Origin of the sequence: Aeromonas sp. INTO2 (genome assembly GCF_049860605.1) — a bacterium.
Taxonomy (GTDB): Bacteria; Pseudomonadota; Gammaproteobacteria; order Enterobacterales; family Aeromonadaceae; genus Aeromonas; species Aeromonas caviae.
Genome location: NZ_CP187588.1, coordinates 228,595 through 242,960 on the forward strand (window position 1 = coordinate 228,595; position 14,366 = coordinate 242,960).

Annotated in this window: 10 protein-coding genes; 5 read left to right on the plus strand and 5 right to left on the minus strand. The window is 62.7% G+C overall.

All coding sequences use genetic code 11. The annotated features are described in order from the left end of the window. The first annotated feature begins 114 nt into the window (after positions 1 to 114). Positions 115 to 1,188 (plus strand): quinolinate synthase NadA, encoded by a 1,074-nt coding sequence (gene nadA, locus ACPW74_RS01230; RefSeq protein WP_052816503.1) that lies wholly within the window; start codon positions 115 to 117, stop codon positions 1,186 to 1,188. Between the two features lie 70 nt (positions 1,189 to 1,258). On the opposite strand, the gene ACPW74_RS01235 is transcribed toward nadA, so the two are convergent. Together ACPW74_RS01235 and gap are read right to left on the minus strand one after the other, a co-directional pair. Beyond that, complete coding sequence (locus tag ACPW74_RS01235) at positions 1,259 to 2,119, minus strand: D-hexose-6-phosphate mutarotase (RefSeq protein ID WP_042864408.1); 861 nt, start codon at positions 2,117 to 2,119, stop codon at positions 1,259 to 1,261. Between the two features lie 105 nt (positions 2,120 to 2,224). Continuing rightward, complete coding sequence (gene gap / locus ACPW74_RS01240; RefSeq protein WP_010672882.1) at positions 2,225 to 3,220, minus strand: type I glyceraldehyde-3-phosphate dehydrogenase; 996 nt, start codon at positions 3,218 to 3,220, stop codon at positions 2,225 to 2,227. Positions 3,221 to 3,566: 346 nt separating this feature from the next. Between gap and malQ the strand changes: the two genes are divergently transcribed. The 4 genes from malQ (at position 3,567) to msrB (ending at position 10,597) form a co-directional block, all read left to right on the plus strand. Next, positions 3,567 to 5,756 (plus strand): 4-alpha-glucanotransferase, encoded by a 2,190-nt coding sequence (malQ, locus tag ACPW74_RS01245; RefSeq protein WP_042883055.1) that lies wholly within the window; start codon positions 3,567 to 3,569, stop codon positions 5,754 to 5,756. A gap of 82 nt (positions 5,757 to 5,838) precedes the next feature. Next, positions 5,839 to 8,016 (plus strand): 1,4-alpha-glucan branching protein GlgB, encoded by a 2,178-nt coding sequence (glgB, locus tag ACPW74_RS01250; RefSeq protein ID WP_049635938.1) that lies wholly within the window; start codon positions 5,839 to 5,841, stop codon positions 8,014 to 8,016. Continuing rightward, positions 8,016 to 10,154 carry a glycogen debranching protein GlgX gene (gene glgX, locus ACPW74_RS01255; RefSeq protein WP_200164812.1) on the plus strand — a complete coding sequence of 713 codons (2,139 nt, stop codon included), beginning with the start codon at positions 8,016 to 8,018 and terminating at the stop codon, positions 10,152 to 10,154. The genes glgB and glgX overlap by 1 nt, the downstream gene beginning before the upstream one ends. 56 nt (positions 10,155 to 10,210) lie before the next feature. Next, positions 10,211 to 10,597 carry a peptide-methionine (R)-S-oxide reductase MsrB gene (gene msrB, locus ACPW74_RS01260; RefSeq protein WP_010672886.1) on the plus strand — a complete coding sequence of 129 codons (387 nt, stop codon included), beginning with the start codon at positions 10,211 to 10,213 and terminating at the stop codon, positions 10,595 to 10,597. Between the two features lie 70 nt (positions 10,598 to 10,667). Here the strand turns inward: msrB and ACPW74_RS01265 are convergent, their stop codons facing one another. The 3 genes from ACPW74_RS01265 to ACPW74_RS01275 form a co-directional block, all read right to left on the minus strand. Beyond that, positions 10,668 to 11,537, minus strand: a complete 870-nt coding sequence (locus ACPW74_RS01265; protein ID WP_223954845.1) for an AraC family transcriptional regulator — start codon at positions 11,535 to 11,537, stop codon at positions 10,668 to 10,670. Positions 11,538 to 11,674: 137 nt separating this feature from the next. Then, positions 11,675 to 12,817 carry a chromate efflux transporter gene (gene chrA, locus ACPW74_RS01270; protein WP_425858520.1) on the minus strand — a complete coding sequence of 381 codons (1,143 nt, stop codon included), beginning with the start codon at positions 12,815 to 12,817 and terminating at the stop codon, positions 11,675 to 11,677. 282 nt (positions 12,818 to 13,099) lie between these two features. Further along, a protein-coding gene (locus ACPW74_RS01275) for an IS3 family transposase (protein ID WP_117027705.1) occupies positions 13,100 to 14,304 on the minus strand; the annotation gives its coding sequence in 2 pieces (ribosomal slippage) (positions 13,100 to 13,986 and positions 13,986 to 14,304; 1,206 coding nt in all). Positions 14,305 to 14,366: the final 62 nt, after the last annotated feature.

Below are 14,366 nucleotides of genomic sequence, written 5' to 3' on the forward strand. Positions count from 1 at the left end.
ACGATATGGTCGGAGCGGGTCCTGACAGTTGTACTGTACTGGATTTGTTGATGGGTTTGTGCACGGCTTCTGGTTATAATTTTGGCCTTCCCGAGCGTTGATGGAACAGTCGCAATGAGCAATGCACTGAGCAGTATTCCGCCGGTAGTCGAGATGGACTACCCCTTCCCGGCCAAACCACAGCCCCTGACTCCCGAGCAGAAGGCGACCCTGATCGCCGAGATCAAGGTGCTGCTCGAGGCGCGCCAGGCCGTGCTGGTTGCCCATTACTACACGGATCCCGAGATCCAGGCCCTGGCAGAAGCCACCGGTGGCTTCGTGGGTGACTCCCTGGAGATGGCCCGCTTCGGTCGCGACCATGCGGCCCAGACCCTGATCGTGGCCGGTGTGCGCTTTATGGGAGAGACCTCCAAGATCCTGAGCCCCCACAAGCGGGTGCTGATGCCGACGCTGGAGGCCGAGTGCTCCCTCGATCTGGGTTGTCCCATCGACCAGTTCTCCGCCTTCTGCGATGCCCACCCCGATCACATCGTGGTGGTCTATGCCAATACCTCGGCAGCGGTGAAAGCGCGGGCCGACTGGGTGGTCACCTCCAGCATTGCGCTGGAGATCGTCGAACATCTGGACAGTCAGGGTCACAAGATCATCTGGGGCCCGGACAGACACCTCGGCGCCTACATCGAGAAGAAGACAGGGGCCGAGATGCTGCGCTGGCAGGGTCACTGCATCGTGCACGACGAGTTCAAGGCCAAGGCGCTGCGCGAGCTCAAGGCCCAGAACCCGGATGCCGCCGTGCTGGTGCACCCGGAGTCCCCGGCCTCCGTCATCGAACTGGCGGATGCGGTGGGTTCTACCAGCCAGCTCATCAAGGCCGCCAAAGAGCTGCCCCAGCAGAAACTGATCGTGGCGACCGATCGCGGCATCTTCTACAAGATGCAGCAGGCCTGCCCGGAGAAAGAGATGGTGGAGGCGCCCACCGGCGGCGATGGTGCCACCTGCCGCAGCTGCGCCCACTGCCCCTGGATGGCGATGAACGGCCTGGTGGCCATCAAGGAGGCCCTGACCGACGGCGCCGAGCGTCACGAGATCCATGTGGATGAGGCACTGCGTCTCAAAGCGCTTGTCCCGCTCGACCGCATGCTGGATTTCGCCGCCGAGCTCAAGCTCAAGACCCAGGGCAACGCCTGACTGACGCTGATGGCAAGATGCAAAGAGGGCTCCCGCGGGAGCCCTCTTTATTTATCCGTCATCTGTATCGTCAGATGATGACGGTGGAGAAGCTGTGCTCCTCGTCGGGCGGGACGGTGATCCCGTCCTCGGCGGTGATGGCCGCCTCGACACAGAGCATGGTGCGATAACCGTCGTCACTCATATCGGCCATGGCGCTGGCCCCTTCCTGCCAGGGGGTCCAGACCACCACGCTGTCGTGGTTGCCGCTGACCACCCGGGTGGTGCGCTCACCATCCTGCACGCTGACCATGGCATCGGGCTGGCGGTAGATGCGATCCATGGCTGCGGTGACGGTCAGCGCTCCCTGTTGCAGTTCGTTGCGGCCGGTCAGCTTGTCCAGATAGGGTTCGCCGAGGCCGGTCACGGTTACCGCTTCCGGCGCACTGATCTGCAGGTAGGTGTGCAGGGCGGCATTGTAGGTGAGCGCTGACTTGCCGGTGTTGCGGGTGGTCAGCACCAGGGAAAGCTCCTTGCCGACCAGTACGTCCAGCTCCAGCTCGAAGGCATGGGGCCAGAGCGTCCTGCTGGCATCGTTGTCACGCAGGGAGAGGTGGACGAGTGTGCCATCCCCGTGATCGGAGACCCCATCCAGCGTCCACAGGCAGTTGCGTGCGAAGCCATGAGCCGGCTTGCCGCTGCCAACGCGAGCGGGGGAGGGGCCGAACCAGGGCCAGCAGAGGGGAATGCCGCCGCGAATGGGCTTGCTGCCATCCAGTATCGCCTTGTCGCTGAGCCAGAGAGAGGCCGGTTCACCATGGCGTTGGTAACGCAGCACATGGGCGCCAAACAGGCTTATCTCGGCCCTGGCGTGCTCATTGTCTATGGTCAGCAGGGGCAGGCCATCCTGGCTCAGGGTGCAGTGGGCAGTCAGCGTACGTGTCGGTGTCATAAAGGCTCCAGTGCTCGGGGACATTCAGAAAGGGTCCGTGATTCAGAATACAAAAAGGCGGCCATTGGCCGCCTTTTTTCAAGCTACGCGATTGCGCATCCCAAATTACTTGGAGATGTGAGCGATCAGGTCCAGAACCTTGCTGGAGTAGCCCATTTCGTTGTCGTACCAGGAGACGACTTTCACGAAGGTCTTGTTCAGCTGGATACCAGCCTTGGCATCGAACACGGAAGTCTGACGCTCACCCAGGAAGTCGGTGGAAACCACTTCGTCTTCGGTGTAGCCCAGCACGCCCTTCATGGCGCCTTCGGAGGCAGCCTTCATGGCCTGGCAGATTTCAGCGTAGGACGCTTCTTTCTTCAGGTTGACGGTCAGGTCAACAACGGACACGTCCGGAGTCGGAACGCGGAAGGCCATGCCGGTCAGCTTGCCGTTCAGTTCCGGGATGACCACGCCAACAGCCTTGGCAGCACCGGTAGAGGACGGGATGATGTTCTGAGCCGCACCGCGGCCACCGCGCCAGTCTTTGGCAGACGGACCATCAACGGTCTTCTGGGTAGCAGTGGTAGCGTGAACGGTGGTCATCAGGCCGGATTCGATACCGAAGGTATCGTTCAGAACCTTGGCGATGGGGGCCAGGCAGTTGGTGGTGCAGGAAGCGTTGGAAACGATGTCCTGGCCAGCGTAGGAATCCTGGTTGACGCCCATGACGAACATCGGGGTAGCGTCTTTGGACGGACCGGTCAGTACGACTTTCTTGGCACCGGCAGCGATGTGCTTGCGAGCGGTTTCGTCGGTCAGGAACAGACCGGTTGCTTCGGCAACAACGTCAACACCGATTTCGCCCCATTTCAGGTTGGCCGGGTCACGTTCAGCGGTAACACGTACGGTTTTGCCGTTGACGATCAGGTTGCCGTCTTTGACTTCAACAGTGCCCTTGAAGCGACCGTGAGTGGAGTCGTACTTCAGCATGTAAGCCATGTAGTCAACGTCGATCAGGTCGTTGATACCAACCACTTCGATGTCAGCACGCTCAGCGGCCAGACGGAAAACGAAACGACCGATACGGCCAAAACCGTTAATACCTACTTTGATAGTCATAATTGGTTACCTAACTGTTCAGTAGTCAAAGAAAATTCCGTTTGTAAATTTACTAGAACTCCCTCGCGAGTCAACCAACAATCTGCGCGAAATTGCGCTATATCATGAAAAACTGTGAAATTTATTTTCGGTTTATGTAACTGGCTACCAACTTTTGTTGAATGCATCATCAGCAAAGTCGGTGGCAGAGAACAACAATAGTGCCTGCCCGGTCACACATCCAGCCGGGGAGATATGTAAAAATGTGCGCGGTTTAGCATGGCCAAAGAGCCACTGTTCAAGTACCAACCATAAAAATTAATCACAAAATAGCGTAGACAGAATCCACAGCGGGAATTCTCAAACTATGACCACCCTGATTGAACAGCTGGCTGCCGCCAAAGGCATTGCCAGTGAGTATGTTGATGCCTGGGGCCAGCCGGCCCTGGTATCGGAAGAGAGCAAGGCCGCCATGCTGGGCGCCATGGGCTACCGCGTCGATGACGAGGCCGCCCTGTCCGAACAGCTTGAGCAGGAGCACCGCCAGCATTGGCTGCGCGCGCTGGATCCCGTGATGGTGGTACGCAGCGGCGACGCCGTTACTCTTGAGGTTCGCCTCCCCATCGAATTTGTCAACGATGCCCTCACCTGGCAGCTCCAGCAGGAGCAGGGTGCAGTGCTGTCCGGTCAACTCACCCCCATCGAGGGTGAGCTGGTCGGGGTGGCCGAGTTCGAGGAGATGGAGTGTCAGGCCTATCGCGTCACCCTGGATGTGCAGCCTGCGCTGGGTTATCACCAGCTCATCCTGCTGGAAGAGGGCAATGACGAGCCGCTGGCCACCATGCGTCTCATCGTCGCCCCCAAGTCCTGCTACAAGCAGGCACCCATCGCCAATGGTCGCAAGGTGTGGGGCCCGAGCGTCCAGCTCTACTGCCTGCGCAGCCGCCACAACTGGGGCATCGGCGATTTCAGCGATCTCGGCCAGCTGGTTGAGAATGCCGCCGCCTGGGGAGCCCACTTCGTCGGTCTCAACCCCATTCATGCCCTCTATCCGGCGAACCCGGAGAGTGCCAGCCCCTACAGCCCCTCTTCCCGTCGCTGGCTCAACGTCGCCTATATCGATGTGGAAGCGGTGCCCGAATTCCTGGGCAACGATCGCCTGAAAGCGGAAGTGGCGAGCCCGGCCTTCCAGCAGCACCTCACCTCCCTGCGGGTCAAGGACAATGTGGATTACACCGGCGTCATCCAGACCAAGATCGGGATGCTGCGCCAGGTGTTCGACCAGGCCAGCTTCAGCGCCGAGCGTCAGGCTGCGTTCGATGCCTTTGTGGCTGCAGGCGGTGACAGCCTGCAACAGCAGGCAGCGTTTGACGCCCTGCAGGCCCACTTCTATGCCAAAGGCGAGAATGCCTGGGGCTGGCCGGTCTGGCCCGAGGCGCTGCGCGATTACCACAACCCCGAAGTGGCGGCCTGGATGGCCGAGCACCAGCAGGATGTGGCCTTCTATCTCTATCTGCAGTTCCTGGCTGACGAGCAGCTGGCCCGGGCCGATGCCCGCGCCAAGGCCGCCGGCATGGTGATGGGGATCTACCGGGATCTGGCGGTCGGCGTCTCCGAAGGCTCCACCGAGATCTGGGCAAACCGGGACCTCTACTGCCCGAAAGCCTCGGTCGGTGCACCGCCCGACATTCTCGGCCCCCTCGGCCAGAACTGGGGCCTGCCCCCCATGAACCCGAACCAGCTGTTCGAGGCCGCCTACCAGCCCATGGTGGATCTGTTCCGTGCCAACATGCGCTCCTGCGGCGCCCTGCGCATCGACCACGTGATGGCCTTGCTGCGCCTGTGGTGGGTGCCGCCCGGAGAGTCCGCCGCCAAGGGGGCCTACATCTATTATCCGGTGAACGATCTGCTGGGGATCCTGGCCCTTGAGTCTCATCGCAACCAGTGCTTGCTGATCGGCGAGGATCTGGGGACCGTGCCGGAGGGGATCGACGTGACCCTGAAAGAGAACGGCGTCCACTCCTACAAGGTGTTCTTCTTCGAGCGCTCCAAGGACGATGGTGGCTTCATCTCCCCGGCGCACTACGCCGAGCAGGCGATGTCCGCCCTGACCACCCACGACATGCCGACCCTCAAAGGCTTCTGGCACTGCGACGATCTGGCGCTGGGACGCGAACTGGGCCTGTACCCGGATGAAGACGTACTCAAGACCCTGTATGCTGATCGCCACCAGGCCAAGCAGCGGATCCTTGACAGCCTGCATGCTCATGGGGTCATCTCTGGCAATATCAGTCAAGACGTGAACTGGGTCGGCATGAATACCGAGCTCAACCACGGTCTGCAACTGCACATGTCCCGCGGCAGCTGTGCCCTGTTCAGCACCCAGCTCGAAGACTGGCTGGAGATGGACAAGCCGGTCAACGTGCCGGGTACCAGCTACGAGTACCCCAACTGGCGTCGCAAGCTCTCCCGGGATCTGGAGGATATCTTCGCCGACGAGGCGCTCAAGAATCTGGCGGGCAAGATGAGCCGGGCCCGTGACGAGGCCAGCCGTTGAGCCTTGAACGCCAACATGTGACTCACTTTCATCCGCTTCGGCTTCGGCCGAAGCGGATGTTCAGCCATCAAAGGAAATGTCGATGCCCGTTGAACGTTTGGTTGCCGCCCGCTGTGCCGATCCCTTCTCCCATCTAGGCCTGCTGGCCAATCCGGATGGGCCAGGCCTGAAACTCACCGCCTGGTTGCCCGATGCACTCGAGGTCCGGGTCAGGGATCTCAAGTCAGGCAAGATAGTTGCCACCCTGACCGCCGCTGACGAAGCGGGCCTCTTTGAAACTGTTTTCACCCGCCGCAAGAATCCCTTCCCCTACCAGCTCATCGCGACCTACGCCGACGCCAGTGCCGACATCATCGACCCCTATCAGTTCCAGGCTGCCGCCTGGGAAGGGTTGGCGGAACTCACCTGGCAACCGGAAAACCTCTACCACACCCTCGGCGCCCAGTTGCGCACCGTGACGCACCTCGGCCAGCAGGTGGAAGGGGTCCGTTTTGCGGTCTATGCGCCGAGCGCCACGGCGGTGAGCCTCATCGGCGATTTCAACTTCTGGGATGGCCGCCGTCACCCCATGCAGCGCAGCCAGTGCGGCCACTGGGTGCTGTTCGTGCCGGGGCTCAAGGCCGGGGATCGCTACAAGTTCGAACTGAAGGACCCGGCGGGCAATCGCCTGCCCCACAAGAGCGACCCGGTGGGCTTCTACAGCGAGCAGTACCCCTCGTTCGCCTCCGTGGTCTATGACCATGGCCAGTACCAGTGGCAGGACGCCGCCTGGCGCGAGAGTCAGCTCAATGACAAGCGCGAGCAGCCCCTTTCCATCTACGAGCTGCACGTGGGTTCCTGGAAGCGTCACTCCAACGGCGACAGCCTGAGCTGGCGCGAGCTGGCGGTGGAACTGGTGGATTACATCAAGGAGATGGAGTACACCCACATCGAGCTGCTGCCGGTCTCCGAGCACCCCTTCAGCGGCTCCTGGGGCTACCAGCCGGTGGGCATGTTCTCCCCCACCAGTCGCTACGGCACGGCCGACGATTTCAAATACTTCGTGGATCAGTGCCACCAGGCGGGGATCGGCGTGATTCTGGATTGGGTGCCCGCCCACTTCCCGTCCGATGCCCACGGCCTGGCCCGCTTCGACGGCACGCCGCTCTACGAGTACGAGGATCCGCGCCGTGGCTGGCACCCGGACTGGAACTCCTACATCTATGACTTCGGTCGCGACACCGTGCGCCAGTTCCTGGTGGCCAGCGCCCTGTTCTGGCTCGACAAGTTCCACATCGACGGCCTGCGGGTAGATGCGGTCGCCTCCATGCTCTATCTGGATTACTCCCGCAACGCCGGTGAGTGGGTGCCCAACGTCGATGGCGGCAACCACAACTACGAGGCGATCAGCCTCTTGAAGTGGACCAACGAGGAGGTGTACGGCAAGTACCCCCACGCCATGACCATCGCCGAGGAGTCCACCGCCTTTGCCGGGGTCTCCCGTCCCACCTTCCTCGGTGGCCTGGGGTTTGGCTTCAAGTGGAATATGGGCTGGATGCACGACACCCTCAGCTACATGCAAAAAGAGCCCATTCACCGTCGCTACCACCACAACGACATGACCTTCTCCATGGTGTACCACTATGACGAGAACTTCATTCTGTCCCTCTCCCACGACGAGGTGGTCCACGGCAAGCACTCCCTGCTCTACAAGATGCCGGGGGACGAATGGCAGCAGGCCGCCAACCTGCGCGCCTACATGGGCTTCATGTATGCCCACCCCGGCAAGAAGCTCAACTTCATGGGCACCGAGATCGCCCAGAGCAACGAGTGGAATCATGATGCCCAGCTGCCCTGGCACCTGTTGCAGTACCCCAGGCACGGCGGCCAGCAGCGGCTGATCCGGGATCTCAATCACCTCTATCGTCATGAACCTGCCTTGTATCAGGCGGATTATGAACAGGCCGGTTTCCGCTGGCTGGATCACCAGGACGCGGACAACAGCATCTTCGCCTGGCTGCGGGCCGACAAGCTGGGGGCCCATCCGCTGGTGGTGGCCTGCAACTTCACCCCGGTGCCGCGCATCGGTTACCGTCTCGGGGTGCCGGCTGCCGGTCGCTATCGGGTGGTGCTCAACACCGACAGCGAGCATTACTGGGGCAGCAACTATGATGTGGGTCTGGTCTTCGTCGCCGAGGCGACCCCCTGGCAGGGGATGGCACACAGCCTGGTGCTGGACTTGCCGCCGCTCGCGACCTTGTTCATCAAACAGGAGTCCTGATGTTTGAAATGGAAAACGGGGTAGATCACCCGCTTGGCGCCCGTCTGGACGAGACGGGCTGCCACTTCTGTGTCTGGGCTCCCCAATCGGACAAGGTGGAGCTCTGCCTGTTCGACGAAGAGGAGCAGGAGCTGGCGCGTCTCCCCTTGCCCGGTCGGCGCGGCCAGTACTGGTTCGGCCACGTGCGCGGCGTCAAGGCCGGTCAGCGCTATGGCTACCGGGTGCATGGCTCTCCCCAGGATGGGTTGCTGTTCGACCCGGACAAGCTGCTGATAGACCCCTATGCCAGGGCGCTCAGCCGTGCCACCCACTGGGACGACGCCCTCTACGAGGGGGACAGCGCGGCCATGGTGGGCAAGTCGGTGGTGGTGGACGATGCCTTCGACTGGCAGGGGGTCGGCAAGCCCGGCATTCCGCCGGAGCGGGTCGTGCTCTACGAGACCCACGTCAAGGGGTTCACCCGCCAGCACCCTGGCATCCCCAAGGCGCTGCAGGGCACCTATCTGGGCATCAGCCACCCGCTGATGATCGAGCATCTGCAGGGGCTGGGGGTGACCTCGGTCCAGCTGATGCCGGTGGCGGCCTTCATGTCCGAGCCCAGGCTCGAGCAGCTGGGGCTGACCAACTACTGGGGCTACAACCCCATCGCCTTCTTCGCGCCCGAACCGCGCTACGGGGCGCAGGATGCGGTGACCGAGTTCAAGACCATGGTGCGCGAGCTGCACCGGGCGGGGCTCGAGGTGATCCTGGATGTGGTCTACAACCACACCGCGGAGTCGGGCTTCGACGGCCCCATGCTCTCCCTCAAGGGGTTTGACAACGCGGGTTACTACGCCTTCGAGTCGGGGGCCCACGGTCCGGATTACCATCGCCACGCCAACGTCACCGGCTGCGGCAACAGCGTCAATCTGGATCACCCCAATACCCTGCGACTGGTGCTCGATGCCCTGCGCTACTGGGTCACCGAGATGCAGGTGGACGGTTTCCGCTTCGATCTGGCGGTCACCCTGGCGCGGGAAGCGGGGGAGTTCGATCCCATGAGCGCCTTCTTCAAGGCCATGATGGCGGATCCCGTGCTGGCGCGGGTCAGGCTCATCGCCGAACCCTGGGACATCGGCCCCTTCGGCTATCGTCTCGGCCAGTTTCCGAGCCAATGGCTGGAGATCAACGATCGTTACCGCGACACGGTGCGCGCCTTCTGGCGCGGGGATGCGGGCAAGATGGGGGATTTTGCCACCCGTCTGGTGGGCTCGCGGGATCTCTTCCCGAAGAACTGGCGCTCCCCCCACACCAGCGTCAACTACCTCTGCTATCACGACGGCTTCACCCTCGAGGATCTGGTCTCCTACAACCAGCGCCACAACCAGGCCAACGGCGAGGACAACCGGGACGGTCACGGCAACAACCTCTCCAGCAACCACGGGGTGGAGGGGCCGACCCTGGACCCGCGCATCAACAACCTGCGCCAGCAGCAGAAGCGCAACCTCATCGCCACCCTGCTGCTGTCACAGGGGACGCCCCACTTCCTGGCCGGGGACGAGATGGGCCGCAGCCAGCTCGGCAACAACAACGCCTACTGTCAGGACAACCAGATAAGCTGGGTGAACTGGCAACTGCGCCCGGAGGACGAGCGGCTGCTCGCCTTCACCCGCCAGATGATGGCGCTGCGGGCGGAGTCCGGGGTCTTCTCCAACCTGCAACTGAGCGACGACGGCTGGAACGGCAAGGCGACCAGCTGCCACCAGGTGAACTGGTATCACCCGGACGGCCATCAGCTCACCGATCAGGACTGGCACGCCCCCATGGGGCAGGCGTTTGCCATGGACATCGGCATGATCGGCTGCACCGGGGAGCGCTGGTACGTGCTGTTCAACGCCAGCGACTATGACATCCAGTTCCGCCTGCCGCCGCCGGGGGAGGGCATGGAGTGGATCCAGACCATCGACACCGCCACCAACGACGGCCTGCCCTTCCTGCCGGACGACATCAAGCGGCAGGTGGCGGTGGGGCGTGCCCACTCCCTCAAGCTGCTGGAGCGGGTCGCCCTGCCGGCGGCGGTGCTGGCGAGTGAAGGGGTGGTGGCAGCGGATGTTGTCGCCGTGTTGCCAACGGGATCACAGTTCCCGCTGGCGGGGTAGAGCCAGGCGCCCTGACTGGGTATGCTGGGCACCGTTATCAGTGGTGAGGAGCCGGAATGAGCAGTAACAACCCTGAACAGTGGCGCGACAAGCTGAGTGCAGAGCAGTTCCACGTCTGCTGGGAGAAAGGGACCGAGCGTCCCTACAGCGGTGCCCTGCTGCACAACCGCAAGAGCGGCGATTACCACTGCGTCTGCTGCAAGCAGGTGCTGTTCCACTCAGGAGCCAAGTTCGACGCGGGCTGCGGCTGGCCCTCGTTCGACCGGGCCATCGAGGGGACGGTGACCTACACCGAGGACAACAGCCACGGCATGAAGCGGGTGGAGATCACCTGCAGCCAGTGCGGCTCCCACCTCGGCCACGTCTTCCCCGACGGGCCGACCGAGACAGGCCAGCGCTACTGCGTCAACAGCCTGAGCCTGGATTTCGAGCCCGACGCCTGATCCCCGACACGACCAGCGGCGCCTCCCTTCGGAAGCGCCGCTTTTTTATCTCCCCCTGTCAGGTGCCGGGCTATGCCAGCGGCAGGTAGATGTCGGTGACCAACTCATGGGTGGGCACCTCGTGTACAAAGTTGTGGTAGTGGAAGAAGAGCGGAAAATCCCGCAGCTCTTCGCCGCTGGCGGGCAGCCAGTCGCGGTAGAGCGCCCGGGCGCAGTCGGCCAGGAGGTCGTGGGAGCCGTGGTGGCGTACCACGGCGCAGCGCCCGGCCGGGATGAGGGCATTCTTCACGCCCCACTCATTGTCCTCGGCGACGGGGGCCTCGACGCTGCCACAGAGGGTAAAGCGAAACGCCGCACCCTCCGTCGTGGCGGGGTCGTCCGGCGCCAGGCCATAGGTCCGGCTGGTGGCGACCGGGGAGCCGCCCGTGGCCTTGAGCCACTGGATGAAGCGCGCCGCGGTGTCGTTGATGCGCTCGGGCAGGCCCTGATGGGTCAGGGCGGCGACGGCGGCCTGCGGGAACTGGATGATGTCGACTCGCATGGGGTCAATCCTCTTTGTGGGGGGCCGTGGCAGGCAGCGATGCCAGCTGGCCCAGTCCGGGTGCTGTCTGAACTGGCTGGGCGTCAGGCCGAACGTCTGCTTGAAGGCGCGACTGAAAGATTCGCCATGCTGGAAGCCGGCATCGAGGGTGATATCAGTCACCTTGTCCAGAGGAGCGAATGCCAACCGGTAAGAGGCCCGCTTCAGCCGCAGCAGCTGGATGTAACGCCCCAGCGGCACGCCGCAGTAAGCGGCAAATTGCCGATGAAAGTGAAAGGGCGAAAAGTGCGCCACGGCGCTGAGCCGCTCCAGCGACAGGTCGTCGTCGAGATGGCGCTCGATGTGCTCTGTCACCGTTTGAAAGCGTCGGCGGTAGGACTCTGTCTGGTTGTGATCCATGGTCTCTCCTCTGTGCTGCCCACTATCGGCCAACGGGCCCGAGCTGTCCTGACGTATCTTGCTCTCTTTGCCTCCCCTCGGGGATAAGAGCCATGACCGCCAGCCCGGCGGGCGTTGCCTGACTTGTCGCGGGTTCGTCAGGCCAGCAGCAGGGCTGCCCCCGTCAGCAGGGCGGCGAGGGGCAGCACGGGGAGCCGTGGCACCCGCAGCAGGTAGAAGCCGACGGCGGCCAGCGCCAGATCGGTGGGGGAGAGCACGGCGCTCTGCCACACCGGCTGATAAAGGGCCGCCAGCAGCAGCCCCACCACGGCGGCGTTGATGCCGGCCACGGCCCCCGCCAGACGGGGGCGGACCAGCCAGTGCTGCCAGCAGGGGCCCAGCGCCCAGAGCAGCAAGAAACCCGGCAGGAAGAGCGCCAGGGTCGCCAGCAGCGCCCCGATGAGGGGAGTGGCGGGCAGCAGCACGGCGCCCAGGTAGGTGGCCAGGGTGAACATGGGGCCGGGTACCAGCTGGGCCAGGCCGTAGCCGGTCAGGAACTGCTGCTCGCTCAGGTGGTGACCCAGGCTCTCCTGCAACAGGGGCAGCACCACGTGACCACCGCCAAACACCAGGCTGCCTGCCCGGTAAAAGTCGGCCAGCAACTGGCTGACGGGGCCGCTCGCCACCAGGGGCAGGCCGACGAACAGCAGGGCGAACAGCAGCAGGGTCGGCCAGTGAGGCTGGCGAGCAGGAGTGGATGCGAGGCCCTGACTCCCCGGGTGCGGCTCGCGCAAGGCACAGAGCAGGGCCGCGCCGAGCAGCATGGCGACCTGGGTCAGAAGACCGGGGGCGCACCAGAGGGCGGCAGCGGTGGCCACCATGACCCCCTGTTGCAGCGCCGTCTTGCAGAACTGGCGGCTCATGGTGAGCACGGCATCCGCCACCACGACGAGCGCCAGCAGCTTGAGGCCGTGCAGGGCGGCGTCCAGCCAGAGGTTGCCCGCAAGCTGACCCAGACCGACGGCGGCCGCCAGCAACAGCAGGAAGGAGGGGAGGGTAAAGCCGACGAAGGCAGCCAGGGCGCCGCCGATGCCGGCGCGGTGGCGGCCGATGGCAAAGCCGAGCTGGCTGGAGGCCGGACCCGGCAGCAGTTGGCACAGGGCCAGCAACTGGGCGAACTCCGCCTGGTTCAGCCAGCCCAGCCGCTGGACAAAGGTGCGCTGAAAATAGCCGATATGGGCGGCCGGCCCGCCAACACTGATGCATCCCAGCCACAAGAACTGCATGAATACCTGTCCCATCTTCCCCTCCTCGTCATCATCCTGGCCCGGATAATATGACAAAAAAGTGACAGTTTGGTGACGGTACGCCCTCCCGCGCAGCCTGCCATCAACAGGGGCTGGCGGGGTGGCTGGTCGCCTCCGCCAGCTGACGAGAGGTACCGGGGTGACGCGCGGCAGCCTGCCGGTGAGGGTCAGGGGGCAGGTTGTGCCTGGGGCAGGTAGCATTGTCCCGCCAGCCAGCAGGCGATGGACTGGCGACTGGCTGGATTTGACCCCATAGATCCAGACACTTTTTCCCGCTTAGGGTTGTGATACCCGACTGCGCAGAAATTCCCGAGGTGAACGGTATCCCAAGGCGCTGTGCGGGTGGTGTTCGTTATAATGCTCAAACGCGATGGCCAAATTGCCTACCGCTGTTCGGCTATCTGGTTTCGGCATCATCTCGATATAGTCTCGCTTCATCGTCTTCACGAAGCTCTCCGCTATACCGTTGCTCTGTGGGCTTCTCACCGCCGTCGTTCTGGGCTCCAACCCGATTTCTCGTGCAAACGCGCGGGTCTCATGGGCTCGATACGCCGAGCCATTATCAGTCAGCCACTCCACCGGTGATGCCGGCAACGCATCCCCGAAGCGTCGTTCGACAGATCTCAGCATGACATCTTGCACCGTGTCACTGTCGTAACCCCCGGTGCTGGCAGCCCAGTCCAACGCCTCCCTATCGCAGCAGTCCATGGCGAACGTGACTCGTAGTTTTTCACCGTTATCGCAGCGAAACTCGAAGCCATCCGAGCACCAACGTCGATTGCTCTCTTTGACGGCAACACGCCCCTTATGTGCCTGCTGGGCCAATGGTGCAGCCGGTTTTCTTTCCAGCAGCAGGCCATGCTCTCTCATGACGCGATATACCCGTTTGGCGTTTACTACAGGCTGTCTTGTTGCCTCTGACTGACGCCGTAACAGCGCCCAGACCCGGCGATAGCCATAGGAGGGAAGTTCTGCCATCGCCTCCATGATACGGCCAAGTAAGGCTGCATCATCACGCTGGCGATGATGACGACCATCTTGCCAACCTGGTTTGCGATGAACACGAACGGATAGCTGCGCACGCGATACATTAAGGGCCTGGCTCACAGCACTTAATCGTCGTCCCCCGGCAACAAGGGCGCATGCGCAATCCATTTTTTTGCTCGACCATACTCCACGGCTTCTTTGAGGATCTCGTTCTCCATGGTCTTCTTCCCGAGCAGACGCTGGAGCTCTCGGATCTGCTTGATGGCAGCAGCCAACTCGGAGGCTGGAACAACATCCTCACCGGCGGTGATCGCCGTGAGAGAGCCTTCCTGGAATTGTTTACGCCATTTGAAAAGCTGGTTGGCGTTGACGTCGTGCAAGCGAGCGACATGAGATACGGTCATTCCGGGCTCAAAGGTCTGCTGCACGATGGAGATCTTTTCCTGCGGAGTCCGGCGTCGACGGCGCTCAGCCCCTGTTAACACTTCGACCATTTTCTCGTTGCGACTAGTACTGAACATAGTTCCAAGACTACCTCTTAAATTAAGAGGGGCGA

Coding starts and splice junctions, on each gene's coding strand:
- nadA (WP_052816503.1), top strand. CDS start 115: ATGAGCAATGCACTGAGCAGTATTCCGCCGGTAGTCGAGATGGACTAC.
- ACPW74_RS01235 (WP_042864408.1), bottom strand. CDS start 2,119: ATGACACCGACACGTACGCTGACTGCCCACTGCACCCTGAGCCAGGAT.
- gap (WP_010672882.1), bottom strand. CDS start 3,220: ATGACTATCAAAGTAGGTATTAACGGTTTTGGCCGTATCGGTCGTTTC.
- malQ (WP_042883055.1), top strand. CDS start 3,567: ATGACCACCCTGATTGAACAGCTGGCTGCCGCCAAAGGCATTGCCAGT.
- glgB (WP_049635938.1), top strand. CDS start 5,839: ATGCCCGTTGAACGTTTGGTTGCCGCCCGCTGTGCCGATCCCTTCTCC.
- glgX (WP_200164812.1), top strand. CDS start 8,016: ATGTTTGAAATGGAAAACGGGGTAGATCACCCGCTTGGCGCCCGTCTG.
- msrB (WP_010672886.1), top strand. CDS start 10,211: ATGAGCAGTAACAACCCTGAACAGTGGCGCGACAAGCTGAGTGCAGAG.
- ACPW74_RS01265 (WP_223954845.1), bottom strand. CDS start 11,537: ATGGATCACAACCAGACAGAGTCCTACCGCCGACGCTTTCAAACGGTG.
- chrA (WP_425858520.1), bottom strand. CDS start 12,817: ATGGGACAGGTATTCATGCAGTTCTTGTGGCTGGGATGCATCAGTGTT.